This window comes from Enterobacter cloacae complex sp. SHL012, assembly GCF_049237505.1.
Taxonomy (GTDB): domain Bacteria; phylum Pseudomonadota; class Gammaproteobacteria; order Enterobacterales; family Enterobacteriaceae; genus Enterobacter; species Enterobacter kobei.
Genome location: NZ_JBMKIZ010000003.1, coordinates 209,190 through 235,863 on the forward strand (window position 1 = coordinate 209,190; position 26,674 = coordinate 235,863).

At 55.6% G+C, this 26,674-nt stretch carries 23 protein-coding genes and 4 tRNA genes; 12 read left to right on the forward strand and 15 right to left on the reverse strand.

Annotation, left to right across the window (positions count from 1 at the left end; all coding sequences use genetic code 11):
* Positions 1-2 precede the first annotated feature (2 nt).
* Entirely contained in the window at positions 3-2,762 is a 2,760-nt protein-coding gene (gene barA, locus ACOTY9_RS12160) for a two-component sensor histidine kinase BarA (protein ID WP_045134132.1), read from the forward strand.
* An 85-nt stretch (positions 2,763-2,847) separates the two neighbouring features.
* On the opposite strand, the gene ACOTY9_RS12165 is transcribed toward barA, so the two are convergent.
* The 8 genes from ACOTY9_RS12165 to syd all read right to left on the reverse strand — a co-directional run bounded on the left by ACOTY9_RS12165 (position 2,848) and on the right by syd (position 11,160).
* Positions 2,848-3,987: a glycerate kinase gene (locus ACOTY9_RS12165; protein ID WP_014885051.1), complete on the reverse strand. Its 1,140-nt coding sequence runs from the start codon at positions 3,985-3,987 to the stop codon at positions 2,848-2,850.
* A gap of 77 nt (positions 3,988-4,064) precedes the next feature.
* Complete coding sequence (gudD, locus tag ACOTY9_RS12170) at positions 4,065-5,402, reverse strand: glucarate dehydratase (RefSeq protein ID WP_023331201.1); 1,338 nt, start codon at positions 5,400-5,402, stop codon at positions 4,065-4,067.
* A 15-nt stretch (positions 5,403-5,417) separates the two neighbouring features.
* Positions 5,418-6,758: an enolase C-terminal domain-like protein gene (locus ACOTY9_RS12175; RefSeq protein ID WP_348565884.1), complete on the reverse strand. Its 1,341-nt coding sequence runs from the start codon at positions 6,756-6,758 to the stop codon at positions 5,418-5,420.
* Positions 6,758-8,113 carry an MFS transporter gene (locus tag ACOTY9_RS12180; protein ID WP_050862135.1) on the reverse strand — a complete coding sequence of 452 codons (1,356 nt, stop codon included), beginning with the start codon at positions 8,111-8,113 and terminating at the stop codon, positions 6,758-6,760. The genes ACOTY9_RS12175 and ACOTY9_RS12180 overlap by 1 nt, the downstream gene beginning before the upstream one ends.
* A gap of 294 nt (positions 8,114-8,407) precedes the next feature.
* Positions 8,408-8,857 (reverse strand): flavodoxin, encoded by a 450-nt coding sequence (locus ACOTY9_RS12185; protein WP_023337703.1) that lies wholly within the window; start codon positions 8,855-8,857, stop codon positions 8,408-8,410.
* Positions 8,858-8,880: 23 nt separating this feature from the next.
* Positions 8,881-9,657, reverse strand: coding sequence for a tRNA pseudouridine(65) synthase TruC (gene truC, locus ACOTY9_RS12190; protein ID WP_048997114.1), 777 nt, complete (start codon positions 9,655-9,657; stop codon positions 8,881-8,883).
* On the reverse strand, positions 9,654-9,983 hold the full coding sequence (locus ACOTY9_RS12195) for a YqcC family protein (RefSeq protein WP_014885057.1): 330 nt from the start codon (positions 9,981-9,983) through the stop codon (positions 9,654-9,656). Before ACOTY9_RS12195 ends, truC begins: the two co-directional genes overlap by 4 nt.
* Before the next feature lie 631 nt (positions 9,984-10,614).
* Positions 10,615-11,160 carry a SecY-interacting protein gene (syd, locus tag ACOTY9_RS12200; RefSeq protein WP_014885058.1) on the reverse strand — a complete coding sequence of 182 codons (546 nt, stop codon included), beginning with the start codon at positions 11,158-11,160 and terminating at the stop codon, positions 10,615-10,617.
* 69 nt (positions 11,161-11,229) lie between these two features.
* Between syd and queF the strand changes: the two genes are divergently transcribed.
* The 5 genes from queF to xni all read left to right on the forward strand — a co-directional run bounded on the left by queF (position 11,230) and on the right by xni (position 17,663).
* Positions 11,230-12,072 (forward strand): NADPH-dependent 7-cyano-7-deazaguanine reductase QueF, encoded by an 843-nt coding sequence (gene queF, locus ACOTY9_RS12205; RefSeq protein WP_023331208.1) that lies wholly within the window; start codon positions 11,230-11,232, stop codon positions 12,070-12,072.
* 115 nt (positions 12,073-12,187) lie between these two features.
* Complete coding sequence (ppnN, locus tag ACOTY9_RS12210; RefSeq protein WP_014885060.1) at positions 12,188-13,552, forward strand: nucleotide 5'-monophosphate nucleosidase PpnN; 1,365 nt, start codon at positions 12,188-12,190, stop codon at positions 13,550-13,552.
* Positions 13,553-14,066: 514 nt separating this feature from the next.
* A complete protein-coding gene (locus ACOTY9_RS12215; protein WP_014885061.1) occupies positions 14,067-15,362 on the forward strand; it encodes an HAAAP family serine/threonine permease in 1,296 nt (431 codons plus the stop codon).
* Positions 15,363-15,427: 65 nt separating this feature from the next.
* Positions 15,428-16,795, forward strand: a complete 1,368-nt coding sequence (gene sdaB, locus ACOTY9_RS12220; RefSeq protein WP_045331980.1) for an L-serine ammonia-lyase II — start codon at positions 15,428-15,430, stop codon at positions 16,793-16,795.
* 112 nt (positions 16,796-16,907) lie between these two features.
* Entirely contained in the window at positions 16,908-17,663 is a 756-nt protein-coding gene (gene xni / locus ACOTY9_RS12225) for a flap endonuclease Xni (RefSeq protein ID WP_023337708.1), read from the forward strand.
* Positions 17,664-17,723: 60 nt separating this feature from the next.
* Here the strand turns inward: xni and rlmM are convergent, their stop codons facing one another.
* The 4 genes from rlmM to ACOTY9_RS12245 form a co-directional block, all read right to left on the reverse strand.
* Positions 17,724-18,824 carry a 23S rRNA (cytidine(2498)-2'-O)-methyltransferase RlmM gene (rlmM, locus tag ACOTY9_RS12230; protein WP_014885064.1) on the reverse strand — a complete coding sequence of 367 codons (1,101 nt, stop codon included), beginning with the start codon at positions 18,822-18,824 and terminating at the stop codon, positions 17,724-17,726.
* Positions 18,817-19,212, reverse strand: coding sequence for a DUF423 domain-containing protein (locus tag ACOTY9_RS12235; RefSeq protein ID WP_014885065.1), 396 nt, complete (start codon positions 19,210-19,212; stop codon positions 18,817-18,819). Before ACOTY9_RS12235 ends, rlmM begins: the two co-directional genes overlap by 8 nt.
* A gap of 39 nt (positions 19,213-19,251) precedes the next feature.
* Positions 19,252-20,169: a glycine cleavage system transcriptional regulator GcvA gene (gcvA, locus tag ACOTY9_RS12240; RefSeq protein ID WP_014885066.1), complete on the reverse strand. Its 918-nt coding sequence runs from the start codon at positions 20,167-20,169 to the stop codon at positions 19,252-19,254.
* A gap of 349 nt (positions 20,170-20,518) precedes the next feature.
* Positions 20,519-20,746, reverse strand: a complete 228-nt coding sequence (locus tag ACOTY9_RS12245; protein WP_008499648.1) for a YgdI/YgdR family lipoprotein — start codon at positions 20,744-20,746, stop codon at positions 20,519-20,521.
* A 192-nt stretch (positions 20,747-20,938) separates the two neighbouring features.
* On the opposite strand from ACOTY9_RS12245, the gene csdA reads away from it, so the two are divergent.
* Together csdA and csdE are read left to right on the forward strand one after the other, a co-directional pair.
* A complete protein-coding gene (csdA, locus tag ACOTY9_RS12250) occupies positions 20,939-22,144 on the forward strand; it encodes a cysteine desulfurase CsdA (RefSeq protein WP_348565885.1) in 1,206 nt (401 codons plus the stop codon).
* Positions 22,144-22,590, forward strand: coding sequence for a cysteine desulfurase sulfur acceptor subunit CsdE (csdE, locus tag ACOTY9_RS12255; RefSeq protein WP_348565886.1), 447 nt, complete (start codon positions 22,144-22,146; stop codon positions 22,588-22,590). Before csdA ends, csdE begins: the two co-directional genes overlap by 1 nt.
* Here csdE and tcdA read toward each other — a convergent pair.
* Complete coding sequence (tcdA, locus tag ACOTY9_RS12260; protein WP_006811804.1) at positions 22,581-23,387, reverse strand: tRNA cyclic N6-threonylcarbamoyladenosine(37) synthase TcdA; 807 nt, start codon at positions 23,385-23,387, stop codon at positions 22,581-22,583. The genes csdE and tcdA overlap by 10 nt on opposite strands.
* A gap of 77 nt (positions 23,388-23,464) precedes the next feature.
* Positions 23,465-24,562, reverse strand: coding sequence for a murein transglycosylase A (gene mltA, locus ACOTY9_RS12265; RefSeq protein ID WP_014885070.1), 1,098 nt, complete (start codon positions 24,560-24,562; stop codon positions 23,465-23,467).
* A gap of 208 nt (positions 24,563-24,770) precedes the next feature.
* On the opposite strand from mltA, the gene ACOTY9_RS12270 reads away from it, so the two are divergent.
* From ACOTY9_RS12270 to ACOTY9_RS12285, 4 genes are all read left to right on the forward strand, one after another.
* A tRNA-Met gene (locus tag ACOTY9_RS12270) sits at positions 24,771-24,847 on the forward strand.
* Positions 24,848-24,891: 44 nt separating this feature from the next.
* Positions 24,892-24,968, forward strand: a tRNA-Met gene (locus tag ACOTY9_RS12275).
* Between the two features lie 44 nt (positions 24,969-25,012).
* Positions 25,013-25,089: transfer RNA gene (locus ACOTY9_RS12280), tRNA-Met, on the forward strand.
* Between the two features lie 44 nt (positions 25,090-25,133).
* Positions 25,134-25,210: transfer RNA gene (locus ACOTY9_RS12285), tRNA-Met, on the forward strand.
* A gap of 89 nt (positions 25,211-25,299) precedes the next feature.
* Here ACOTY9_RS12285 and amiC read toward each other — a convergent pair.
* Positions 25,300-26,553 (reverse strand): N-acetylmuramoyl-L-alanine amidase AmiC, encoded by a 1,254-nt coding sequence (gene amiC, locus ACOTY9_RS12290; protein ID WP_348565887.1) that lies wholly within the window; start codon positions 26,551-26,553, stop codon positions 25,300-25,302.
* Between the last annotated feature and the right edge of the window lie 121 nt (positions 26,554-26,674).

The following is a 26,674-nucleotide window of genomic DNA, read 5'->3' on the forward strand; positions in this document are numbered from 1 at the left end:
CCATGACCAACTACAGCCTGCGCGCGCGCATGATGATTTTGATCCTCGCCCCCACCGTTCTCATCGGTTTGCTGCTGAGTATCTTCTTTGTGGTGCACCGCTATAACGATTTGCAGCGACAGCTGGAGGATGCAGGCGCCAGCATCATCGAACCGCTCGCCGTCTCAAGCGAGTACGGGATGAACCTGCAAAACCGCGAATCCATTGGGCAGTTAATCAGCGTGCTTCACCGACGCCACTCGGACATCGTACGCGCCATTTCCGTTTACGACGAACATAACCGCCTGTTTGTCACCTCGAATTTTCATCTCGATCCGGCGGCCCTGAAAATCCCGGACGGTACACCTTTCCCGCGCCATCTCACCGTACTGCGGCGCGGCGATATCATGATCCTGCGCACGCCGATCGTGTCGGAAAGTTATTCCCCCGACGAGTCTGCGCAATCTGACGCCAAATCCAGCAATAACATGCTGGGATACGTGGCGCTGGAGCTGGATCTCAAATCAGTCCGGCTACAGCAGTACAAAGAGATTTTTATCTCTGGCGTGATGATGCTGTTCTGTATTGGTATTGCACTGATCTTCGGCTGGCGCCTGATGCGCGACGTAACGGGCCCCATCCGCAATATGGTCAATACTGTTGACCGCATCCGCCGGGGACAGCTCGACAGCCGCGTAGAAGGTTTTATGCTGGGCGAGCTGGATATGCTGAAAAACGGCATCAACTCGATGGCCATGTCGCTGGCGGCCTATCACGAAGAGATGCAACATAACGTTGACCAGGCGACGTCTGACCTGCGCGAAACGCTGGAGCAGATGGAGATCCAGAACGTTGAGCTGGATCTGGCGAAAAAGCGCGCCCAGGAAGCGGCGCGGATTAAATCTGAATTCCTTGCCAATATGTCGCACGAGCTGCGTACACCGCTCAATGGGGTGATCGGCTTTACCCGCCTGACGCTGAAAAGCGAGCTTAACCCGACGCAGCGCGATCATCTGCACACCATTGAACGTTCGGCCAACAACCTGCTGGCGATCATTAACGACGTGCTGGACTTCTCCAAGCTGGAGGCGGGCAAGCTTATTCTGGAGAGCATACCGTTCCCGCTGCGCGGTACGCTCGATGAAGTGGTCACGCTGCTCGCCCACTCGTCACACGACAAAGGCCTTGAACTGACGCTTAACATCAAAAACGACGTGCCGGATAACGTCATCGGCGATCCTCTGCGCCTTCAGCAGGTCATTACCAATCTTGTTGGCAACGCCATTAAATTCACCGAAAGCGGCAACATCGACATTCTGGTAGAAAAACGCGCGCTCAGTAACAACAAGGTACAGATTGAGGTTCAGATCCGCGATACCGGGATTGGTATTCCCGAGCGCGATCAGTCGCGTCTGTTCCAGGCGTTCCGCCAGGCGGATGCCAGTATCTCCCGTCGTCATGGCGGTACCGGTCTGGGGCTGGTGATTACGCAGAGGCTGGTAAACGAGATGGGCGGCGATATCTCTTTCCACAGCCAGCCAAACCGCGGTTCAACCTTCTGGTTCCACATTAACCTGGATCTCAACCCGAACGCGTTGACCGACGGTCCGGTGACAAGCTGCCTGAACGGTAAGCGTCTGGCCTACGTCGAGCCTAACGCGGCGGCCGCGCAGTGCACGCTGGATATTTTAAGCACCACACCTCTGGAGGTAGTCTACAGCCCTACCTTTTCGGCGCTTGCCGTTGAGCACTACGACATTCTGCTGATGGGTATTCCGGTGACGTTCACCGGCGAACTGACCATGCAGCAGGAGCGGCTGGCGAAAGCCGCGTCGATGACCGACTATCTGCTGCTGGCGCTGCCCTGTCACGCTCAGATAAACGCGGAGGAGTTGAAAAACGACGGGGCAGCTGCGTGTCTGCTTAAACCCCTCACCGCCACCCGCCTGCTGCCCGCCCTCACGGAGTATTGCCGTCTTAGCCAGCATGCCCTTCCGCTGATTAACGATGAGCAAAAACTGCCGATGAGCGTGATGGCAGTTGATGACAACCCGGCAAACCTGAAGCTCATTGGCGTGTTGCTGGAAGATCAGGTTCAGCATGTGGAGCTGTGCACCAGCGGTACGCAGGCCGTTGAACAAGCCAAACAGATGCAGTTCGATTTAATTCTGATGGATATTCAGATGCCGGGCATGGATGGCATTCGGGCCTGTGAGTTGATCCACCAGCTGCCACATCAGCAGCAAACGCCGGTGATTGCGGTCACCGCGCATGCGATGGCCGGTCAGAAAGAGAAGTTACTGAGCGCCGGGATGAATGATTATCTGGCGAAACCTATCGACGAAGAGAAGCTTCATAACCTGCTGTTACGCTATAAGCCGGGACATATTGGCGGAAGCTACACGGTTTCCAGCGAGCCGGTTGAGGTCACCGTCAATCAAAACGCAACCTTTGACTGGCAGCTTGCGCTGCGTCAGGCGGCAGGTAAACCCGATTTAGCCCGCGAGATGCTGCAAATGCTGGTCGCGTTTCTGCCGGAGATTCGTAATAAGGTTGAAGAACAGCTTGTGGGGGAACACCCGGATGAACTGCTGGAAGCCATCCACAAGCTTCACGGCAGCTGCGGCTATAGCGGCGTACCGCGGCTTAAAAATCTCTGCCAGCTGCTGGAGCAGCAACTGCGCGCAGGTACGCCAGAATCGGAGCTGGAACCCGAGTTTCTGGAGCTGCTGGATGAAATGGATAACGTGACGCGTGAAGCGATGAAGGTATTGGGGAGCTGAGATAAAAGCCCGGTGGCGGCTTCGCCTTACCGGGCCTACGATTGCGGGTGCGGCCTGATGCCCTCTCCCACGGGGAGAGGGAGAACTACATTCCCTGCCCCACTTTCAGCACCGCCGCGATATTTCTGGCGGTCATCTGTACATTCGCGCTGGCATTTTCCAGCGCATCTTCCAGCGAGCAGATGGTGTAAATCACGCTAAACACCGCATCAATGCCGTGATCGTGAACCACGCCAACATCCGCCGTCAGACTGCCCGCAATCCCGATAACGGGTTTGTTAAAGCGTTTCGCGACCTTCGCTACCCCCACCGGGACTTTGCCGTGGATCGTCTGGCTGTCGATGCGGCCTTCGCCGGTGATAACCAAATCTGCATCGGCCACCTGGTCGGCCAGGTGCAGCGCATCGGTTACAATCTCAATGCCCTGGCGCAACTGTGCGCCGCAAAAAGCGTACAGCGCCGCGCCCATGCCCCCCGCCGCACCACCGCCAGCAAGGTTTAGCACATCCATATCCAGATCCCGGGCAATAATCCGCGCATAATGAGCAAGCGCATTGTCCAGGGTGATGATCATCTCAGGCGTGGCCCCCTTTTGCGGGCCAAATACGGCTGACGCGCCATCCTTTCCAACCAGAGGATTGGTCACGTCGCAGGCGACCTCAATCCGGCACTCGGCCAGACGAGTGTCCAGGCCGCTCAGGTCGATACGCGCGAGTTTTCCCAGCTCGCCTCCGCCCTGCCCCAGCGGCTGTTCACTGGCGTCGAGCAGCTTCGCCCCCAGCGCCTGCATCATCCCGGCCCCGCCGTCATTGGTGGCGCTGCCGCCGATACCGATGATGATATGCTTAACGCCCGCATCCAGCGCGTGACGGATAAGTTCACCTGTGCCCCAGGAGGTCGTTTTCAGGGGATCGCGCTGCGAAGGCGCAACCAGTTCCAGACCGCTTGCCGCCGCCATTTCAATAAAGGCGCTCTGTTCGTCACCCGAAATCCCGTAAAATCCTTCCACCCGCTCGCCGAGGGGACCGGTCACCGGGACATGTACCCTTCGCCCCTGCGTTGCCGCGATCATCGCCTCAACGGTGCCTTCTCCTCCATCCGCGACCGGCAGTTTGACGTAAACCGCCTCGGGAAAGATCTCGCGAAAACCGCGCTCTATCGCTGTCGCAACCTCAAGCGCACTCAAACTTTCCTTATACGAGTCCGGTGCGATAACAATTTTCATAAGCCATCCTTACGCATAGTCGTTACGTTAAGCATACACCACGTAAAGAACCGCTCATGGGAGCGGTCCCAATGCGTTTATCGTACCATGCACGGACGTTTATTGTCGAATGTCCAGTCGGGGATCAGATACTGCATCGCCATCGCGTCGTCCCGCGCGCCCAGACCGTGTTTCTGATAAAGCTCGTGCGCTTTCATCACCTGGTCCATATCGAGCTCAATGCCCAATCCCGGCGTTGAAGGCACCTGCACCATGCCACCTTTTATCTCAAACGGCGCTTTGGTCAGACGCTGATTCCCCTCCTGCCAGATCCAGTGGGTGTCGATAGCGGTAATGGTGCCCGGTGCGGCGGCGGCAACGTGGGTGAACATTGCCAGCGACACGTCGAAGTGGTTATTAGAATGCGATCCCCAGGTCAGGCCAAACTCATGGCACATCTGCGCCACGCGGACCGAGCCCTGCATCGTCCAGAAGTGCGGGTCAGCCAGCGGAATATCGACGGATTGTAATGACAGGGTATGCCCCATCTGACGCCAGTCGGTGGCAATCATATTGGTCGCGGTCGGCAGCCCCGTGGCGCGACGGAATTCCGCCATCACTTCGCGGCCCGAGAAACCTTGCTCGGCCCCGCAGGGATCCTCGGCATACGCCAGCACACCTTTGAGCTGTTTACCTATTTTGATCGCTTCATCAAGCGACCATGCACCGTTTGGATCAAGCGTCACGCGCGCCTGTGGGAAGCGTTTTGCCAGCGCGGAAATGGCCTCTGCCTCTTCTTCACCCGCCAGCACGCCGCCTTTCAGTTTGAAATCATTGAAGCCATATTTTTCGTATGCCGCTTCCGCCAGCCTCACCACCGCATCCGGGGTCATCGCCTCTTCATGGCGCAGCCGGTACCAGTCGCATGCTTCCTTCGTCTGGCTTTGGTACGGCAGCGGCGTCAGTGTGCGATTGCCGACAAAGAACAGATAGCCAAGCATTTCTACTTCTGAACGCTGCTGCCCCTCACCCAGCAGCGAGGCAACGTTAACGCCCAGGTGCTGGCCCAGCAAATCCAGCATTGCGGCTTCAATCCCGGTCACCACGTGGATGGTGGTTCGCAGATCGAAGGTTTGCAGCCCCCTGCCACCCGCATCGCGGTCGGCAAAGGTGTTGCGCACGGTGTTGAGGACATTTTTGTACTCACCCAGCGTTTTGCCCACCACCAGCGGAATGGCATCCTCCAGCGTTTTACGGATCTTCTCCCCGCCCGGAATTTCACCCACACCGGTATGGCCGGCATTGTCTTTGATAATGACAATATTGCGGGTAAAGAACGGTGCATGTGCCCCGCTCAGGTTCATCAGCATGCTGTCATGACCCGCGACCGGAATGATTTGCATGGAAGTGACGACAGGGGTCGTAAAAGTACTCATCGTGTAATCCTTTTATCAGTGACGTCCAAAAACAGGGCGCTTACGGTCAAATGTCCAGCCGGGAATAAGGTATTGCATCGGGCCTGCGTCATTACGCGCACCGCCCGGTAGCTTTTTATACGCCTCGTGGGCTTTATGAAGCTGATCCCAGTCAAGCTCCACGCCCAGGCCCGGCGCATCGGGTACAGCAATCTTGCCATTTTTGATTTCCAGCGGATTTTTCGTCAGGCGGGCTTCGCCTTCCTGCCAAATCCAGTGGGTGTCGATAGCGGTCGGATTTCCAGGTGCCGCGGCACCAACGTGGGTGAACATCGCCAGCGAAATGTCGAAGTGATTGTTGGAGTGGCAGCCCCAGGTCAGTCCCCAGTCATCGCACAGCTGCGCCACACGCACTGCGCCGGAGAGCGTCCAGAAGTGCGGGTCCGCCAGCGGAATATCGACGGCGTTCAGCATCACCGCATGACCCATTTCGCGCCAGTTAGTGGCAATCATATTGGTGGCGACCGGTAAGCCAGTGGCACGGCGGAATTCGGCCATGACTTCACGGCCAGAGAAGCCCTGCTCCGCGCCACACGGGTCTTCTGCGTAGGTCAGCACGTCTCCCAGACCTTTGCACAGGCTGATGGCTTCCTCCAGCAGCCAGGCGCCGTTAGGGTCAACGGTGATACGCGCCTCCGGGAAACGTTTTTTCAACGCCCGGGCGGTTTCAATCTCCTGCTCACCGGGCAGCACGCCACCCTTGAGCTTGAAATCTTTGAAGCCGTAGCGATCCTGAGCCGCCTCGGCCAGGCGGACCACCGCGTCGCGGGTAAGGGCTTTCTGGTGGCGCAACTGATACCAGTCGTGGTTACCCGGTGATTGCGCCAGATAGGGGAGATCGGTTTTCGTGCGATCGCCCACGTAGAATAGATAGCCAAGCACGGTGACGGCATCACGCTGTTTGCCCGGCCCCAGCAGCTCGCAGACCGGCACATTCAGCGCCTTACCCAGTAAATCAAGCAGGGCGGCCTCCAGCGCGGCTACCGCGTTGACGCGCAGCTCAAACGTCCAGGCTCCTTTACCGAAGGTATCAAAATCTGCCGACTGGTTGCCCTTATGCACCCGTTGAACCACCTTGTTCAGGCGGGCAACCTCCTGGCCCACCACCTGCGGAATGGCATCGACCAGGGTCTGGTAGATCACCTCCCCACCAGGTGCCTCACCCACGCCAGTATTTCCTGCGCTATCAGTCAACACCACGATATTGCGGGTAAACCACGCATTGTGCGCGCCGCCAATATTGAGCAGCATGCTGTCCTGCCCGGCCACGGGAATAACGTTCATTTCAGTCACGATGGGGCTTGATTGCGTTGTCATCAGCCACGCTCCACTACGGGTTTGAGTTCAATACGTTTGATATCCCCCACCAGCACCAGGTAACTCAGGACTGCCACCAGCGCATGCACGCCGACGTAGATCAGTGCACCGTTGAATGACCCCGTCGTACCAACGATGTAGCCAATCGCGATTGGCGTAACAATCCCGGAAATGTTGCCGAACATGTTGAAAAGACCGCCGCTCAGGCCGCTGATCTCTTTTGGTGCGGTATCCGCCATCACCGCCCAGCCCAGCGCGCCAATGCCTTTGCCGAAGAAGGCCATCGCCATAAAGCCGATAACCATCCACTCGGCGCTGACGTAGTTGCAGAACACCATGGTCATGGAGAGCAGCATGCCGAGCACAATCGGCGTTTTACGCGCGATGTTCAGCGATCCGGTGCGTCGCATCAGCCAGTCGGATATCACCCCGCCGAGCACGCCACCGATAAAGCCGCAGATCGCCGGGACCGAAGCCACAAACCCCGCTTTCAGGATCGACATACCCCGCGCCTGCACCAGGTACACCGGGAACCAGGTGATGAAGAAGTAAGTTAGCGCGTTGATACAGTACTGGCCCAGATAGATGCCGATCATCATCCGCGTACCGACAAGCTGTTTGATCTGCGCCCATTTCTGGCTGAACGGGACTTTTGCTTTCCCGGACTTCTGATCCATGTTGATCAGCGCACCACCTTCCGCAATGTACTCCAGCTCTTTCTTGTTTACGCCAGGATGCTGATTCGGTTCGTGGATCACTTTCAGCCAGACGAAGCTAATGATGATCCCTAGCCCGCCCATAAAGAAGAAGACGTGCGACCAGCCCACTTCGTGCGTCAGCCAGCCCATAATGGGTGCGAAGATCACCGTGGCGAAATATTGGGCAGAGTTAAAAATCGCCACCGCCGTTCCCCTCTCCTGCGCCGGGAACCAGGCCGCGACAATACGGCTGTTCCCCGGGAAGGAAGGCGCTTCTGCCAGACCTACCAGAAAGCGCAGCGTAAAGAGCGCGACGATAATGCCAAAACCGTTGAAAACATCGACGAAGCCCTGCAAAAGGGTAAATGCAGACCAGATAAAGATGGACCAGAAATAGACACGTTTAGAGCCAAAACGGTCCAGAAGCCAGCCGCCTGGAATTTGCCCGATGACGTAGGCCCATGAGAATGCGGAGAAAACGTAACCCATGCCCACCGGATCAAGGCCGATATCTTTTGCCATTTCAGAGCCGGCAATCGACAGCGTGGCGCGGTCACCATAGTTAAAGGATGTGACGATAAACAGCATCACCACTATCCAGTAGCGGGCATTCGTGCGCTTCTCAGCGCTGCTCGCTGCGTGGCTTAATGTACTCATTGTTGCACTCCTGAAACATAGCTTTCGCCTGGTTCATTCTGTACAGCACCGGTAGGGTAATCAGAATGAGATGTGTTTTGTCGTTTTGGTACGGCCTGAAGCCGTTTTATAAGTGACCGGAAAAGTATATGAAGGAGTGACACGTTCTCTCACCGTGCAAAAACACAGTATTAAAGGGTGTGCGAGCGGTTGTTTATGGCATAAGCCCAGGCAAGTGGAAGGTGGTTCACGGAATTGAGGTTTGGTGCGGAGTGTATTGCCGGGTGGCGGCTTCGCCTGACCCGGCCTGGAAAACTATTTCAGGAGCGTAGCCCACTGCTCGACCCACGGGTTCGATTCGCTTTCCGGTTCAGGATGCTCACCGGCATCAATCAGGAGCATCTCGCCGACGCGCTGGGCGCTCTGTTCCTGCAGGAGTGCATCAAACTGCTTACCGCCGCCGCAGAAGTTTGCGTAAGAGCTATCGCCCAGGGCAATGATGCCGTAGTGAACGTCCGGCTGATAGCCAAGCTGGTCTTTAATGCCCTGGAAAAGTGGCACGATGCTGTCCGGCAGATCGCCCTGCCCGGTAGTGGACGTCACCACCAGAATGTATTTATCTTTGTACTTTTCCCAGTCTGCCAGTTCCGGGTCTTCATAGACCGTGGCTTTATGGCCCTGGCTTGCCAGAATAGCCTCAGCCTCTTCCGCTACCAGCAGTGAGTTGCCGTACATAGTGCCGACAAAAATGCCTACTTCAGCCATGATATTTTTCCCTATGAATGCGTTTACTGTTCATCCTGAACGTTGCCAGATACAAACTCAACCCTTTCATTTTCGGGGAGTTGCCCCAGCCAGCCAAACTGTGACAGCGCCTGCATCCAGACATCGTCCAGCCCTGCACGGATATTCAGCGGTTCGCCGGTAAACGGGTGGGTCAGGCTAAGCTCGCTGGCGTGTAACATCAGTCGGTTACAGCCAAAATGCTCGGCCGCGCTGCGATTCTGGCGCAGATCGCCGTGCTTGCTGTCGCCAATAATCGGGTGGCGCAGGTGCGCAAGATGGCGTCGCAGCTGGTGTTTACGCCCGGTTTTGGGCAAAAGCTCAACCAGGCTGTAGCGCGTAGTGGGGAATTTGCTGGTTGCCACCGGCATTTCCGTGGTCGCCATGCCGCGATAATCCGTCACGGCAGGCTGCGGGCCTTTGTCATCGCGGGCAAATTTATCGGCGATTTTATCCAGCTCCTCTACCAGCGGATAGTCGAGCGTGGCGGCGTCCGTCAGCCAGCCGCGCACGATCGCGTGGTAGCGTTTCTGGATCTGGTGCTGTTCGAACTGCTGAGACAGCAGACGTCCCGCCTCGCTGGAAAGCCCCATCAGCAGCACGCCGGAGGTCGGTCTGTCGAGACGATGGGCGGTAAAAACATGCTGACCAATCTGGTCGCGTACGGTCTGCATCACGACCACTTTCTCGTCGCGATCCAGCCAGCTGCGGTGCACCAGCCAGCCAGACGGTTTATTCACCGCCACCAGCCACTCGTCCTGATAGAGGATCTCAAGCTTCATGCATCTTCACCGGCAAACAGGGCATCCAGTTTTTCCAGCTCAACCAGCATGACCGCGCGCGCAGGGTGCGTCGCCTCAAGGGCCATTTCATAATAGGGAGACACCGCAAACGCCTGCGGCAGCGGATGACCGCCTTCCAGCAGCGCGTGCATGCGCGGAATTAACACCCACTGGAGCCACTCGAACGGGGCCAGGGTATCCAGACAAAATGGCTGGGTGCTGGCGAACGCTTCCGGCTGCGGCGCGGTCTCTTGCCACAGCTGATGTTGGCGCAAAAGGGCTTCGATGGCGTGCAACTGAGCACGAATGCTATCGTGTTGCGTCATGGTAACCTCAACTGAAAAAGTGAACGGCGCGCAGCATAGCATTGCGGGAGGCAGAAATAAAAAAAGGGAGCACTGTAAAAACAGTGCTCCCGGTTCGTTCCGCAGCATTCCAGCTACAATTCGTGCTCCCTGCTCATCCGTGACAACTTTTCCTGATGCCCGAAGGGCTGGTCATCCGTCTACCTTTCGCATCCTGCACACATCTTCCTGACGTGCTTGTTTCATCCTGAAACGTCCTGGCCTTCCTGACCCACCGACCGTCCTGTTCGGCTCTCGTTCTCCTTCCTGGAGGTGTCCCTTACGCGTCCTGCGTTATCCCTTTGCTTCATCCTGAAGCCTTCCTGCAGCGTCATCCTGACGTGTCCTGAGTAAGAAACGCCATCATCCTGATGTTCGTTTCTCGTGTCGGCGTCCTGTCGACAAAGATAGAATCCGCTATTCCGCTTCGTCTTACAACCCACCAGGGGAGCGTTGTAAGACGTAAGAAAGCCCTATAAAAGCTGCGATAAACAGCTAATCCATTGAAAAACAGCGTGATATTAATCTTAATTAAATGAGGTAATACTGAATGTTCCAGCGATCTCTCACAAACCTTGTAAGAGATCTCTCACACGCGCTGTAGCATTATGGATTACAGAAGAGGCTCAAGTCGGGTAAGGAAATCCGCAAGTGAAGGGGCGAGGGTCTCGCGATTGCGGGTGCCGATGGTCTCTTTAATCACTTCGCCAGACAGGTTACAGACGGAAATCACATCCAGGTCACTGTCGAGCGTAGCAATAAAGAGCGTCGGAGAAAGCTTAAGGCGTTTTTGCGTGACCAGATGACCAATCAGGTTTTCCTGAACACGCTGCAGATCGTCTTCGCTCCAGGTCTGCAACAGCGTCAGCGTCAAATCACCCAAGCGAGCGGGCATATCCCCTGCAAATTGCGTGACATAAAACGCGTGAACCGCTGGTTGTACCACAATCTCCATAGCCCGTTCAACCGCATTTACATTTTGCCCGGCGTTACTCGGCTTCGGCTGCCAGATAACATAATCATCCTGAGAAGAGATAATGCACGGTGACGGTACGCCATATAATTCAGCACTTTGCGGCCACGTTCCATGCTTTTCATGCCACGCATCGCAATAGCGGGTCGTGAAGGTAGTAAGGGCATTTGCAGTTTCGATGTCCACCGATTTCTCTCTTCTTGTAAGACAGGATAAACTCAGCCCATAAGTGTACCTGTAAAGTGGCTATGAAACATGTCTTACGAAAATCATCAGGCGTTAACCGGCTTAACGCTGGGTAAATCGACCGATTACCGCGATACCTACGATGCAAGCCTGCTGCAGGGTGTGCCGCGCAGCCTGAACCGCGATCCTCTGGGATTGCACGCGGACGCGCTGCCGTTCGTGGGCGGCGATATCTGGACGCTGTATGAAATCTCCTGGCTCAACGCGCGCGGCCTGCCGCAGGTGGCGGTCGGACACGTTGAGCTGGATTACGCCAGCCAGAATCTGGTGGAATCCAAGAGCTTTAAGCTCTATCTCAACAGTTTCAACCAGACCAAATTTAATCACTGGGATGAGGTTCAGCAGACGCTGGAACGCGATTTAACCGCCTGTGCTCAGGGTCATGTCAGCGTTTCGCTGTACCGCCTGCACGAACTGGAAGGGCAGCCGATCGCCCACTTCAACGGAACCTGCATTGACGATCAGGATATCGAGGTGGAGAATTATGAATTCAGCGCCGATTACCTCGAAAACGCGGCGAGCGGCAAGGTGGTTGAAGAGACGCTGGTCAGCCATCTGCTGAAATCCAACTGTCTGATTACCCACCAGCCGGACTGGGGTTCGGTGCAGATCCAGTATCGCGGCCCGAAAATCGATCGCGAAAAGCTGCTGCGCTATCTGGTGTCGTTCCGCCATCACAACGAATTCCACGAGCAGTGCGTGGAGCGTATTTTTAGTGATATACAGCGTTTCTGCCAGCCAGAGAAGTTGAGCGTTTACGCGCGCTATACCCGACGTGGTGGGCTGGACATTAACCCGTGGCGCACCAACACGGATTTTGTGCCAGCGACGGGTCGCCTGGTACGTCAATAATATAAATTTTTTCACAATATGCGGGCGGTATTCCGCCCGAAGTGTTGTGAAACCTCACACGCCAGGGCTATTGTAATCAAAGGGAATGACGATAATCGTCCCATAAGGAGCTCACTTGATTACACATATTAGCCCGCTTGGCTCAATGGATATGTTGTCGCAGCTGGAAGTGGACATGCTTAAACGCACGGCCAGCAGCGATTTGTATCAATTGTTTCGTAACTGTTCACTTGCCGTACTGAACTCCGGAAGCCTGACAGATAACAGTAAAGAACTGCTGTCCCGCTTCGAAAGCTTTGATATCAACGTGCTGCGCCGCGAGCGCGGCGTGAAACTGGAAGTGATCAACCCGCCAGAAGAGGCCTTTGTTGACGGGCGTATCATTCGTTCCCTTCAGGCCAACCTGTTTGCCGTACTGCGTGACATCCTGTTTGTTAACGGGCAGATCCACAACGCAGGCCGTTTCCAGCATCTCGATCTGGAAAGCTCGGTCCATATTACCAACCTGGTATTCTCTATTCTGCGCAACGCACGTGCCCTGCACGTTGGCGAAGCCCCGAACATGGTGGTCTGCTGGGGCGGTCACTCGATTAACGAAACCGAATATCTCTATGCCCGCCGGGTAGGAACGCAGCTTGGCCTGCGTGAGCTGAATATCTGTACCGGCTGTGGTCCTGGGGCAATGGAAGCGCCAATGAAAGGTGCCGCGGTGGGTCATGCGCAGCAGCGTTACAAAGAGGGTCGGTTTATCGGCATGACCGAGCCGTCAATCATTGCCGCTGAGCCGCCTAACCCACTGGTGAACGAGCTGATTATCATGCCGGATATCGAGAAACGCCTGGAGGCGTTTGTCCGTATCGCGCACGGTATTATCATCTTCCCGGGCGGCGTGGGCACGGCGGAAGAGCTGCTCTATCTGCTGGGTATTCTGATGAACCCGGCCAACAAAGATCAGGTTCTGCCGCTGATCCTGACCGGGCCAAAAGAGAGCGCAGACTACTTCCGCGTGCTGGACGAGTTTATCGTGCATACGCTGGGAGAAACCGCGCGTCGTCACTACCGCATCATCATCGATGACGCGGCGGAAGTGGCGCGTCAGATGAAAAAAGCGATGCCGCTGGTGAAAGAGAATCGTCGTGATACCGGCGATGCTTACAGCTTCAACTGGTCAATTCGTATTGCGCCCGATCTACAGATCCCGTTTGAGCCTACCCATGAAAATATGGCGAACCTCAAACTCTACCCGGACCAGCCGGTGGAAGTGCTGGCTGCCGATCTGCGTCGCGCCTTCTCCGGGATTGTCGCGGGGAACGTGAAAGAGATGGGCATTCGCGCGATTGAGCAGTATGGTCCGTACAAGATCCACGGTGACCGGGAGATGATGCGTCGCATGGATGACATGCTTCAGGGCTTTGTGGCCCAACACCGTATGAAGTTGCCGGGATCAGCCTATATTCCGTGCTACGAAATCTGCACGTAACGGTTGGTCTGTTGTCGTTAAAGCCGGGACGCCCTGTTGTGCGTCCCGGCTTTTTTATTACCGAATCAATTCATAGATATCACTTATGTCTTAAACAAACTCGCCGCAAACGCAAACGATTACCTCGCATTAGCAACCGCAAATTATCAGCCTTAATCTAAATTACCCGTCAGAAAATCCTAAAAAGCCATTTCTTTACAGCAAAAGACACCTATCTCGCGGGCCGCCCTTTTAGCTTACATGTCGTTGGTGATAGCCTGCGCGCGCGTAAATTCTCTTTGATGTTTTTTTAACAGATAAATGGTCTAAAGATGCCCACTTCATAAGTGGATTATTGCATTTGGGATCAGGATCACTGATAGATTCATAACGAGAATGTATCTTTCCGCCCGCCAATAGTTACGGGCGAAAATTATTAAAAAACCGTCACTGAACGAATTTCATATTACCGTCAGGCACTTTTTCATCGGATTTGACTAGAAACCTGACAATTTGCTTCCTCCAGGAGATATAGATGGAAACCACTCAAACCAGCACCGTTGCTTCGATTGAATCCCGAAGTGGTTGGCGCAAAACGGATACCATGTGGATGCTTGGCCTTTACGGCACAGCAATCGGCGCTGGTGTACTGTTTCTTCCTATCAACGCAGGCGTCGGCGGTCTGATTCCGCTGATCATCATGGCCATCATCGCCTTCCCGATGACCTACTTCGCACACCGCGGTCTGACTCGCTTCGTGCTGTCCGGTAAAAACCCGGGCGAAGACATCACCGAAGTTGTTGAAGAACACTTCGGCGTGGGTGCAGGTAAACTGATTACCCTGCTCTACTTCTTCGCGATTTATCCCATCCTGCTGGTTTACAGCGTGGCCATCACCAACACCGTTGAAAGCTTCATGTTGCACCAGCTGCACATGACGCCACCACCGCGTGCCATCCTGTCTCTGATCCTGATTGTCGGCATGATGACCATCGTGCGCTTCGGTGAGCAGATGATTGTGAAAGCCATGAGCGTGCTGGTATTCCCGTTTGTCGCTGCACTGATGCTGCTGGCCTGCTACCTGATCCCACAGTGGAACGGTGCCGCACTGGAAACGCTGTCCCTGAGCAGCGCGTCTGCAACCGGTAACGGCCTGCTGATGACCCTGTGGCTGGCAATCCCGGTCATGGTCTTCTCCTTCAACCACTCCCCGATCATCTCCTCTTTCGCGGTGGCGAAACGTGAAGAGTACGGTAATGGCGCTGAGAAGAAGTGCTCCAGCATCCTGGCTCGCGCTCACATCATGATGGTGCTGACCGTGATGTTCTTCGTCTTCAGCTGCGTACTGAGCCTCTCCCCGGCAGACCTGGCGGCAGCGAAAGATCAGAACATCTCTATTCTGTCTTACCTGGCGAACCACTTTAACGCACCGCTGATTGCGTGGATGGCACCGATCATCGCGATGATCGCCATCACCAAATCCTTCCTGGGCCACTACCTGGGCGCACGCGAAGGCTTCAACGGTATGGTGATTAAATCTCTGCGCGGTAAAGGCAAAAGCATTGAAATCAGCAAGCTGAATAAAATCACTGCGCTGTTCATGCTGCTCACCACCTGGGCGGTAGCGACCCTGAACCCAAGCATCCTGGGTATGATTGAAACGCTGGGTGGCCCGGTCATCGCGATGATTCTGTTCCTGATGCCGATGTATGCGATTCAGAAAGTGCCAGCCATGCGTAAGTACAGCGGCCATGTGAGTAATGTCTTCGTGGTTATCATGGGTCTTATCGCTATCTCTGCGATCTTCTACTCCCTGTACACCATGTTCTGATTGTCACCCGCGCCGTCTTCGGACGGCGCACTCCTCCCTCTCTGACTGAAAGCAATGGACGCATCATGATTAGCGTATTCGATATCTTCAAAATCGGTATTGGTCCTTCCAGCTCTCACACCGTCGGACCAATGAAAGCCGGTAAGCAGTTCACGGACGACTTGATTGCACGCGGCATCTTGCATGACGTTACCCGCGTGGTTGTCGATGTTTACGGTTCCCTTTCTCTGACCGGGAAAGGCCACCATACCGATATCGCCATTATCATGGGCCTGGCGGGGAACCTGCCGGATACCGTTGATATTGATGCGATCCCTGGCTTCATCCAGGATGTGAACACCCACGGTCGTTTGCTGCTGGCGAACGGTGAGCATGAGGTTGAATTCCCGGTTGACCATTGCATGAATTTCCATGCGGACAACCTGTCGCTGCACGAAAACGGCATGCGCATTACCGCGCTGGCCGGCGACAAAGCGGTTTACAGCCAGACGTATTACTCTATCGGCGGCGGTTTTATCGTCGACGAAGACCACTTTGGTCAAACCAGTACCTCTTCTGTTGAAGTGCCGTATCCGTACAAAACGGCGGCGGATCTTCAGCGTCATTGCCAGGAGACGGGGCTTTCCCTCTCTGGTCTGATGATGAAAAACGAGCTGGCCCTTCACAGCAAAGAGGAACTTGAACAGCACTTCACCAACGTCTGGGAAGTGATGCGCGGCGGTATTGAGCGCGGGATCACTACCGAAGGCGTTCTGCCTGGCAAGCTTCGCGTACCGCGTCGTGCGGCGGCGCTGCGCCGTATGCTGGTGAGCACCGACAAAACGACTACCGACCCCATGGCCGTCGTGGACTGGATTAACATGTTTGCCCTGGCGGTGAATGAAGAGAACGCCGCAGGGGGCCGCGTGGTCACCGCGCCGACCAACGGCGCATGCGGTATCGTTCCGGCCGTGCTGGCGTACTACGACAAGTTTATCCGTGAGGTCAACGCCAACTCTCTGGCGCGCTACCTGCTGGTCGCCAGCGCGATTGGTTCTCTGTATAAGATGAACGCGTCGATTTCCGGTGCGGAAGTGGGCTGCCAGGGTGAAGTCGGCGTGGCCTGCTCCATGGCGGCGGCGGGTCTGGCTGAACTGCTGGGCGCGAGCCCGGCTCAGGTGTGCATTGCGGCGGAAATCGGCATGGAGCATAACCTGGGTCTGACCTGTGACCCGGTTGCCGGGCAGGTACAGGTACCGTGCATCGAGCGTAACGCGATCGCCTCCGTGAAGGCGGTGAACGCGGCACGTATGGCCCTGCGCCGCACCAGCGAACCGCGCGTCTGTCTCGATAAAGTTATCGAAACCATGTACGAAACCGGCAAAGATATGAACGCCAAATACCGCGAAACCTCTCGCGGCGGCCTGGCGATGAAGATCGTGACCTGCGATTAAGCCTCTCAGGAAGCCTCGTTTTGCGAGGCTTCTTCCTGTTTTCCCTCACGCTATTCGTTTCAACCCGCTGACAGTGATACCCTTTACCCATTAGCTTTAAGGGAGATTATCTGTGGCTGTTCATTTACTTATCGTCGACGCGCTCAACCTGATTCGCCGTATCCATGCGGTACAGGGCACGCCCTGTAAGGACACTTGCCTGCACGCGCTGGAGCAGCTTATTCGCCATAGCGAACCTACCCATGCAGTAGCGGTGTTTGATGACGAAGCGCGGAACAGCGGCTGGCGACACCAGCGTCTCCCTGACTACAAGGCCGGACGCGCGCCGATGCCGGACGACCTGCATGCCGAAATGCCCGTTATTCGCGCGGCCTTTGAACAACGCGGCGTTCCCTGCTGGGGCGCACACGGCAACGAAGCTGACGATCTGGCCGCGACGCTTGCGGTCAAGGTAGCGAGTGCCGGACATCAGGCCACTATCGTTTCAACGGATAAAGGCTACTGCCAGCTTCTCTCTCCCACCATCCGCATCCGCGATTACTTCCAGAAACGCTGGCTGGACGCGCCATTTATTGCCAGCGAGTTTGGCGTCTCACCAGATCAACTGCCTGACTACTGGGGACTGGCGGGGATTAGCAGCTCGAAGGTACCGGGGGTCGCGGGTATCGGGCCGAAGAGCGCCGCCCAGCTGCTGACAGATTTTCAGAGTCTGGAGGGGATATACGCCAGGCTGGATGACGTGCCGGAAAAATGGCGCAAAAAGCTGGAGGCGCACAAAGAGATGGCGTTTATATGTCGGGATGTGGCGACGTTACAGACGGATTTACAGCTGGACGGGAACTTGCAGCAGTTGCGGTTAGAGCGTTAAACGGTTCACGGTTTTGTTGGCCCGGCAAGCACAGCGCCACCGGGCAAAACAAAGCGCGCGCTATCGCTCGTCGCGACGCCCGCCTACGGCCGCCCACCAGCGACGAATATGTACCGTCACCTCTTCGCGATCGTGATACAGCTGACGCGCCTGGATCTCCACGTTAATACCGTGCTCATCCAGTTGCGCCTGGATGTAGGCCAGGTTCTGAGAGACCTCCTCGTAGCGCTTTTTCATCGGCAGCTTGAGGTTGAAAATGGTCTCGCGGCACCAGCCGTTCACCAGCCAGGAGGCCATCAGCGCGGCCACTTTTGCTGGCTTCTCAACCATGTCGCACACCATCCAGGAGATGTTGTTACGGGTCGGACGATAGCGGAAACCGTCTTCACGCAGCCAGGTTACCTGCCCGGTGTCCATCAGGCTTTGCGCCATTGGGCCGTTATCGACAGACGATACCCACATATTGCGTTTCACCAGCTGATAGGTCCAGCCGCCCGGGCACGCGCCAAGATCGACGGCATACATACCGTTAGCCAGACGCTCGTCCCACTCATCGGCCGGGATAAAGACGTGGAAGGCCTCTTCCAGCTTCAGGGTTGAGCGGCTCGGTGCATCCGACGGGAACTTCAGACGCGGGATCCCCATATAGAATGGCGAATTATTGTTGGTATACGAATAGCCGGCATAACAGCAGCCCGGAGCGATAAAGAAGATGTGTACTACCGGACGCTTCGGCGTTTCGTAGTTCGTCAGCACGCCCGCATCACGCAGCGCCGCGCGCAGCGGCACGGTAAATTTGCGGCAGAACTTCATCAGCTCTTTACTTTCGTTAGTATCCGCCACTTCCACGCGCAGATCGCCGCCCTTCTCCACTACGCCCTGCAGCATGCCGACAATTGGCGTGATGCGGTCTTCCGGGGGAAGGTCTTTCAACAGCTCACCCGCCACAAACATCTGACGAGCGAAGATCAACGAGCTAAACGGCAGTTCGCGCGCCAGCTTATCCGCATCTTCGGGCTGATAGCATTCAAAGACCACATAGCCCGCATTCTCTTTCACGCGGGCAAAGCCGAAGACGTCGCGCTTCGCCGCTTTATCGGTAATTTCCGCGGCGCACTCTTTCTCAAACCCCGGGCGACAATATAAAACAACTTTATTCATGAACAACGCCCTTGCGTTTCAGACGGATAGCTCCGATAAACATTAATACCCACCCCACCAGGAAGCTGACGCCGCCGACGGGTGTAACAAACGCCCACAGGCGCAGATGTGAAAGTGCCAGACAGTAGAGGCTGCCGCTGAACAGCACAGTACCCAGCGCCAGAAAAACGCTGCTCCAGTAAAACCAGATGCTGATCCGACGCTGCATCGCCACCGCCAGTCCGAAAATAGCCAGCGTATGGAACGCCTGGTATTCAAGGCCGGTCTGGATCCAGCCCATCTCGACAGCACCCAACGACTTGCTCAATACATGTGCGCCAAAGGCGCCCAGTGCAACAAAAATAAAGCCACTCACCGCGGCAAAAATAAGCATGAATCGGCTGGTCATGTTTAAGTCCTGAATTAATGCGTGCCCGGCACACAAACGTTATTGTTCATACCTGAAGCGGAATTTCTCTTGCTCGCTTGCCGCCTTTGCCAGTATCCACTGCCGGAAGGCGGCTATTTTACCCAGTTCTGCCTGACTGTCATGACAAACCAGATAAAATGCATTTTTGCTGACCAGTACGTCATTAAATGGGCAAACCAGACGGCCTGCCTCAATTTCGGACTGCGCCATCACGTTGTTAGCCAACGCCACGCCCTGCCCGTGAATGGCAGCCTGTAGCACCATCGCACTGTGGCTAAAAATGGGCCCCTGCTGCACATTTATATGGCTTAGACCTAATTGACGGGTATACGTTTGCCAGTCGCGGCGAGAGGCATCATGTAAAAGCGTATGCTGCGCCAGGTCAGCGGGGGTCTTCAGCGCTTTATCGCCCGTTAACAGCAGAGGCGAGCAGACCGGCAGCAGATATTCTGCGTATAATTTCTCGACACGCAAGCCCGGCCAGTTACCTCGACCGTAAAAAATGGCGACATCCACATCATCGGCCAGCTTGTCTTCCTGACGATCCACCGCCTGGATTCGAACGTCGATCCCCGGATAAGCTGAGTTAAAGCTTGAGAGTCTTGGCACCAGCCACTGAATGGCAAAACTGGGTAATAAACTGACAGTCAGGGCACCTTTTGCACTGCGGGCCTGCAGCTTGCGCGTGGCTTCCGTGAGCTGGGAAAAAATCTCTTTAATATCCTGAAAATAGCTCTGCCCCTCTTCAGTCAACAGCAATGAACGATTGCGTCGACGAAATAGCTTAAGGCCCAGGAAATCCTCCAGAGACTTGATTTGGTGACTTACTGCGGCCTGTGTCACAAAAAGCTCATCTGCCGCACGGGTGAAGCTGAGGTGACGTGCTGCTGCATCAAAAACGCGTAATGCATTAAGGGGTGGCAATCGCTTTGACATGGTTATCTGGCTTAGATGTTAACTGAATTTAACAAATAGGAAACAACGTTTAACCTATTAGTTTTTTTTATCTGAGCCATTATAATTTGTCCGTTGAGGAACTACCAGCAAATACCTATAGTGGCGGCACTTCCTGAGCCGGAACGAAGAGCTTTTTTCGGAATGCGTGTTCTGAAGGGCTTTTGGCTTACGGTTGTGATGTTGTGTTGTTGTGTTTGCAATTGGTCTGCGATTCAGACCACGGTAGCAACGCTACCAATTTTTCACTTCCTGTACATTTACCCTGTCTGTCCATAGTGATTAATGTAGCACCGCCAACTTGCGGTGCTTTTTTTTCGCCTGCGATCGGTTAATGCTCGATCTCTTTCATCTCTTTCACGTCCGTGCGGTTGATCTGCTGCTTGTTCCCGTTCGCATCTTTATACGAAATCATCCCGGTATCGTTATCGGTTGTCGGTTTCCCTTCCGAAACGATGGAACGACCATCGTTGGTATGCATCACGTAGTTGTTACCAGAACAGGCGCTCAGGGCAAAAGTAAACGCACAGGCAGAAATGATTGCAGCTGTCTTATTCATGATTATTCTCCTTTAGCAATTAATGCTATTCAAACCTCGATTTATAACAGGCTAAAACATCCGCCTAACACTATTTAGCATAACCTGCTTTTACGAGGTCGCCAGGATAAGCAGACGAATCTGATAGATATCAACCTCCTTGCCCTGCCGCTGAAATTGCGCGACGATCGCGTTATTGATATGAGGAGTCCCATGAACGCTTTCAGTCCTGCGCAGTTTCGCGCACAGTTCCCGGTGCTGGCCGATGCCGGTGTTTACCTTGATAGCGCCGCCACCGCTTTGAAGCCCCAGGCGGTGATTGACGCGACGCAGCAGTTCTACAGCCTGAGCGCCGGGAACGTGCATCGCAGTCAGTTTGCCGAAGCGCAGCGCTTAACCGCGCGCTACGAAGCCGCACGCGATCAGGTTGCACGCCTGATCAATGCTGAAAGCGGAAAAAGTATCGTCTGGACGCGCGGCACGACCGAAGCCATTAATATGGTGGCTCAGTGCTATGCCCGCCCACGGCTGCAGGCAGGAGATGAAATCATCGTCAGCGAGGCGGAACACCACGCTAACCTGGTGCCGTGGCTGATGGTGGCCGAGCAAACGGGGGCGCAGATTGTCAAACTTCCGTTGGGTGCAGACTTCCTGCCTGATGTGGCACGTTTGCCCGAGCTGATTACCCCACGCAGCCGCATCCTGGCGTTGGGGCAGATGTCCAACGTCACCGGTGGCTGCCCGGATCTGGCCCGCGCTATTGAGATTGCCCATGCCAGCGGTATGGTGGTGATGGTCGACGGGGCGCAGGGGGTAGTGCATTTCCCGGCTGATGTGCAGGCGCTTGATATCGACTTCTATGCCTTCTCCGGACATAAGCTCTACGGGCCAACCGGCATTGGCGCACTCTACGGCAAGCCGGAACGGCTGACGCAAATGACGCCGTGGCTCGGGGGCGGCAAAATGATTACCGAGGTGACATTCGACGGCTTCAAAACGCAGGATGTACCTTATCGTCTGGAAGCCGGTACGCCAAACGTGGCGGGCGTGATTGGCTTAAGCGCTGCGCTGGAGTGGCTGACTGAAACAGACATTGTTCAGGCGGAGAGCTGGAGCCGCGGCCTGGCGACGCTGGCAGAAGAAGAACTTAAAAAACGCCCCGGTTTCCGCTCGTTCCGCGTACAAGACTCGAGCCTGCTCGCCTTTGATTTCGCAGGCGTTCATCATAGCGACATGGTGACGCTGCTGGCCGGGTACGGCATTGCCCTGCGGGCAGGACAGCACTGCGCCCAGCCGCTTCTGGCAGCGCTCGGCGTGAGCGGCACCCTGCGCGCCTCGTTTGCGCCGTATAATACTCAAAGCGATGTCGAGGCACTGATTAGCGCCGTTGACCGCGCCCTTGAAATACTGGTGGATTAATGACTCAAGCAGCGTTAGCCGGACATCCGTTCGGCACGGTCATCACAGAAGAGACCTTAAAACAGACCTTCGTTCCCCTTACGCAGTGGGAGGACAAATATCGTCAGCTGATCCTGCTGGGCAAGCAGCTCCCCACGCTTTCAGACGATCTTAAAGCGCAGGCGAAAGAGATCGCTGGCTGCGAGAACCGCGTCTGGCTCGGGTTTAGCGTATCCGGGGAGAAGCTTCACTTCTTCGGCGACAGCGAAGGCCGTATCGTGCGCGGACTGCTGGCGGTTCTGTTAACCGCAGTGGAAGGGAAAAGCGCGGCAGAATTGTTAGCACATTCGCCGCTAATGTTCTTCGATGAGCTCGGGCTGCGCGCGCAGCTCAGCGCCTCACGCGGTCAGGGTCTGATCGCGCTCAGCGACGCGGTACTGGACGCAGCACGTCAGGCTCAGGCCTGACGTTCCGCCTTCGCCATCATCTTTTTCAGGGCGTGAGAAACCGCCACAAAGCCAAAGGAAGCGGTTACCATGGTGGCCGCCCCAAACCCTGAGGCGCAATCCATACGTTTGGGTCCTTCCGCCGTACTTTTCATTGCGCAGACCGACCCGTCCGCCTGGGGATAGACCAGCGCTTCGGTTGAGAACACGCAGTCAACGCCCAGCTTGCCTTTGCTGTTCTTCACCACGTTAAAGTCGCTTTTCAGGCGTTCACGCAGCTTTGCCGCCAGCGGATCCTGAATGGTTTTCGCCAGGTCGGCGACCTGGATTTGCGTCGGATCGATTTGTCCGCCCGCGCCGCCCGTCGTGACCAGCGGCACCTTGTAGCGACGGCAGTAGGCGATCAGCGCCGCTTTGGGACGCACGCTGTCGATAGCGTCAATCACATAGCTGTAGCCTTTACTCATGTACTCCGCGACGTTATCTGCCGTGACAAAGTCGTCGATCACCGTCACGCGACATTCCGGGTTAATGAGACGAATGCGTTCCGCCATCACTTCAGACTTTGCCAGACCGACGTTATCACGAAGGGCATGGATTTGACGGTTGGTATTGGTGACGCAAACGTCATCCATATCAATCAGCGTGATTGCGCCAATACCGGTTCTCGCCAGCGCCTCTGCCGCCCACGACCCCACACCACCAATGCCCACGACGCAGACATGCGCATCCGCAAACAGCTGCAGGGCTTTTTCACCATAGAGACGTGCCGTGCCGCCAAAACGCTGACGCCAGGCATCGCTGATTACCACAGACATAAAACCTCAGATGTAAAAAGGGTGAGGTTCTTCCTCACCCTGAACAAGTAATCCGTATTGCGCTCAGAATACCACAATCAACCGCTGAATACGTTTCCGGTACCCGGTGCGGCCTTCAGCACCCACACGCGTCCGTAGTGGTTATACCAGCCCGCACGGTGGCCAGCATCCGGACCAATGCCCTGATAAATATCGAAGTGCTGGCCTTTAATCGCCCCGCCCACATCCAGCGCCACCATCAGACGCAGCTCATACTGACCGTTGAATTTACCGTTGTTGTCCAGCAGCGGGACTTCCGCCAGCAGCGTGGTACCCGCAGGAATAATAGAACGATCCGATGCCACCGACGCACGGCCAATCAGCGGAACGGCACTCGCCCCCTTCACCGGCGCGAAGTTTTGCGGTTTAAAGAAGACGAACGACGGGTTCTGCTCCAGTAGTTCACGCACCTCGGCTTCACTGTGCTTTTCGCCCCACTCGCGGATCGCCTGCATCGACATATCTTCCTTCTTCACTTCACCGCGGTCGATCAGCACCTTACCAATACTGCGATAGGCGTGGCCGTTTTTACCGGAATAGCTGAAGAAGTTAAGCGGCGAACCGTCGCCAAAATCGATGTAGCCACTGCCCTGAACGTCCATGATGAAGTTATCCATCAGGGAGTTGCTGTAAGCCAGAACGTAGTTTTCGCTCAGCGCACCCGCGTAGATCTCTGCACGAGAAGGCAGACGACCGCGTTTTGGCGGCATACGGTAGATAGGATACTGGAACTCACCCTGGCGCGTGTGTCGCGCCTGAATCACGGGCGTGTAATACCCTGTGAACTGGACGTTGCCGTAGTTATCCGCCCCTTCCATCTGCCAGGCGTCAATACCAAACTGGCGCATGTTGCGCGTATCACCGCCTGCTTTCAGCCAGTCCTGGACCGCGTTGTACACGCTACTCTGAGTGCCATACAGACGCGGCGACGCATTGCGGATCTGGTAAACCTGCTCGGAGAAATCGCCGGCGTTGATCGGAGCACCGACAGCATCAGGCTGATTAACTAAAGAGAAAGGCTGGGATAACTTCCCGTCTTTATACTGTTGACCGCGATCGGTCGGTTTGGAAGAGCAGGCCGCAAGAATCGCTACCATTGCGCCTGCCATCAGATACTTCGCCCAACGTCCTTTCATTATATCTCGTCTTTAAGTTGCCCATTTCCGCGTGATGAAGATAACAAACCGCCAGGGCTAATGAAATGCGTTCGCATGCCCTTTGGCAAATTTTGCGCAAAAAATAGTCCATACAGCGCCATGTCGTTCAATTTGCATACAAAATCATGATTTATGTAAAAAAGGGGTTGCATCACAAACCTATCCGAGTATAGTGCGCATCCACGGACGCGGGGTGGAGCAGCCTGGTAGCTCGTCGGGCTCATAACCCGAAGGTCGTCGGTTCAAATCCGGCCCCCGCAACCAATTAAAATTTGATGAAGTATCTTCTACAACAGTAGAAAGACGGACGCGGGGTGGAGCAGCCTGGTAGCTCGTCGGGCTCATAACCCGAAGGTCGTCGGTTCAAATCCGGCCCCCGCAACCAATCAAATTTGAAGAAGTAAGTTTCTACAAGAGTAGAAAGACGGACGCGGGGTGGAGCAGCCTGGTAGCTCGTCGGGCTCATAACCCGAAGGTCGTCGGTTCAAATCCGGCCCCCGCAACCAATCAAATTTGAAGAAGTAAGTTTCTACAAGAGTAGAAAGACGGACGCGGGGTGGAGCAGCCTGGTAGCTCGTCGGGCTCATAACCCGAAGGTCGTCGGTTCAAATCCGGCCCCCGCAACCAACACTTCTGAAAACAATAAACACCCTGAAGGGTGTTTTTTTGTATCTGTCGTTTGTGAATGTGCCGGGCGTTTCACCCGGCTGAATGCGCTATCCGCGTCGCGCCAGCGTCGCCCCGTCTGAGAAATACGCCCGAATCCCCGCCAGAATCGACTCCGCCACCTCCTGCTGGAATTTTGCCGTCTTGAGCTTACGCTCCTCTTCAACGTTACTGATAAACGCCGTTTCGACCAGTATGGAGGGAATATCCGGCGCTTTAAGCACCGCAAACCCGGCCTGCTCAACGCTGTTTTTATGCAGCTTATTGATGTTACCCAGCTTGCCCAGCACCGCTTTACCAAACTTCAGGCTGTCGTTAATGGTCAGGGACTGCACCATATCGAACATCGTGTGGTCGACGTAGCGGTCACCGCTTTTGCTCACGCCACCGATCAGATCCGAGGCGTTCTGAGTGTCGGCCAGGTAACGCGCCGCGGTACTGGTCGCGCCTTTGGTTGAGAGCGCAAACACTGACGATCCACTCGGCTGACGGCTGGTAAAGGCATCTGCGTGGATCGAGACGAAGAGATCCGCGCGCTGCTTCTGCGCTTTCGCCACGCGAACTTTCAGCGGGATAAAGACATCTTCATTGCGCGTCATGTAGGCGCGCATATTGCCCTCTTTATCAATCAACGCCTTCAGACGACGGGCAATTTGCAGCACCACGTCTTTCTCCCGCGTATGATATTTCCCCACCGCACCCGAGTCTTCGCCGCCGTGGCCAGGATCGAGCATGATCACAATCGGGCGATCGCGCCCCGCTTTGCCCGGCTGCGGACCACTTTGCGCAGGCGGAACCTGACGTTGCAGATCGCCTTTGTTGTAATCCTCCAGCAGGGCCAGAAGCGGATCCTGAATATCCGTTGCATTGGCTGGGTAGATATCCATTACCAGACGCTCTTTAAACGTCGCCACAGGGGCGAGAGCGAACAGCTGCGGCTTCACGTTCTGTTTGAGCTCAAACACCATACGCACGGTTTGCGGATCAAACTGCCCGACGCGCGCCGATTTAATAAACGGATCGTCACCGCGGATCTGCGCCGCCATCCCCTTCAGCACGGAGTTAAGGTTCACGCCTTCGAGATCCACTACCACACGTTCAGGATTGCTGAGGGCAAATTGCTTATATTTCAGCACACGATTGGATTCGACCGTCACGCGCGTGTACGTCGACGACGGCCAGACGCGCACCGCCACCACCTGACTCGTGGCGGCAAGGCCGACCTGGCTGACGCTAAGCAACCACATTGCCCCGGCCCCTTTTAACAAACGGCGGCGGCTTATTGCTGAATTGGATCCCGACATGCTTCTCCCGAGCAAGAAAACGAACTGATATACAAAAGTCCAGATTGACCGAAAACTTTAACGAATGACGCATAAACTGTCATCTATAAAAGGGTAAACAATTCGCTGCTAACGCACGGAT

Excerpts from the sequence above, each read along its gene's own strand:
- barA (WP_045134132.1), top strand. The coding sequence starts at position 3 with ATGACCAACTACAGCCTGCGCGCGCGCATGATGATTTTGATCCTCGCC.
- ACOTY9_RS12165 (WP_014885051.1), bottom strand. The coding sequence starts at position 3,987 with ATGAAAATTGTTATCGCACCGGACTCGTATAAGGAAAGTTTGAGTGCG.
- gudD (WP_023331201.1), bottom strand. The coding sequence starts at position 5,402 with ATGAGTACTTTTACGACCCCTGTCGTCACTTCCATGCAAATCATTCCG.
- ACOTY9_RS12175 (WP_348565884.1), bottom strand. The coding sequence starts at position 6,758 with ATGACAACGCAATCAAGCCCCATCGTGACTGAAATGAACGTTATTCCC.
- ACOTY9_RS12180 (WP_050862135.1), bottom strand. The coding sequence starts at position 8,113 with ATGAGTACATTAAGCCACGCAGCGAGCAGCGCTGAGAAGCGCACGAAT.
- ACOTY9_RS12185 (WP_023337703.1), bottom strand. The coding sequence starts at position 8,857 with ATGGCTGAAGTAGGCATTTTTGTCGGCACTATGTACGGCAACTCACTG.
- truC (WP_048997114.1), bottom strand. The coding sequence starts at position 9,657 with ATGAAGCTTGAGATCCTCTATCAGGACGAGTGGCTGGTGGCGGTGAAT.
- ACOTY9_RS12195 (WP_014885057.1), bottom strand. The coding sequence starts at position 9,983 with ATGACGCAACACGATAGCATTCGTGCTCAGTTGCACGCCATCGAAGCC.
- queF (WP_023331208.1), top strand. The coding sequence starts at position 11,230 with ATGTCTTACGAAAATCATCAGGCGTTAACCGGCTTAACGCTGGGTAAA.
- ACOTY9_RS12215 (WP_014885061.1), top strand. The coding sequence starts at position 14,067 with ATGGAAACCACTCAAACCAGCACCGTTGCTTCGATTGAATCCCGAAGT.
- sdaB (WP_045331980.1), top strand. The coding sequence starts at position 15,428 with ATGATTAGCGTATTCGATATCTTCAAAATCGGTATTGGTCCTTCCAGC.
- rlmM (WP_014885064.1), bottom strand. The coding sequence starts at position 18,824 with ATGAATAAAGTTGTTTTATATTGTCGCCCGGGGTTTGAGAAAGAGTGC.
- ACOTY9_RS12235 (WP_014885065.1), bottom strand. The coding sequence starts at position 19,212 with ATGACCAGCCGATTCATGCTTATTTTTGCCGCGGTGAGTGGCTTTATT.
- gcvA (WP_014885066.1), bottom strand. The coding sequence starts at position 20,169 with ATGTCAAAGCGATTGCCACCCCTTAATGCATTACGCGTTTTTGATGCA.
- ACOTY9_RS12245 (WP_008499648.1), bottom strand. The coding sequence starts at position 20,746 with ATGAATAAGACAGCTGCAATCATTTCTGCCTGTGCGTTTACTTTTGCC.
- csdA (WP_348565885.1), top strand. The coding sequence starts at position 20,939 with ATGAACGCTTTCAGTCCTGCGCAGTTTCGCGCACAGTTCCCGGTGCTG.
- csdE (WP_348565886.1), top strand. The coding sequence starts at position 22,144 with ATGACTCAAGCAGCGTTAGCCGGACATCCGTTCGGCACGGTCATCACA.
- tcdA (WP_006811804.1), bottom strand. The coding sequence starts at position 23,387 with ATGTCTGTGGTAATCAGCGATGCCTGGCGTCAGCGTTTTGGCGGCACG.
- mltA (WP_014885070.1), bottom strand. The coding sequence starts at position 24,562 with ATGAAAGGACGTTGGGCGAAGTATCTGATGGCAGGCGCAATGGTAGCG.
- amiC (WP_348565887.1), bottom strand. The coding sequence starts at position 26,553 with ATGTCGGGATCCAATTCAGCAATAAGCCGCCGCCGTTTGTTAAAAGGG.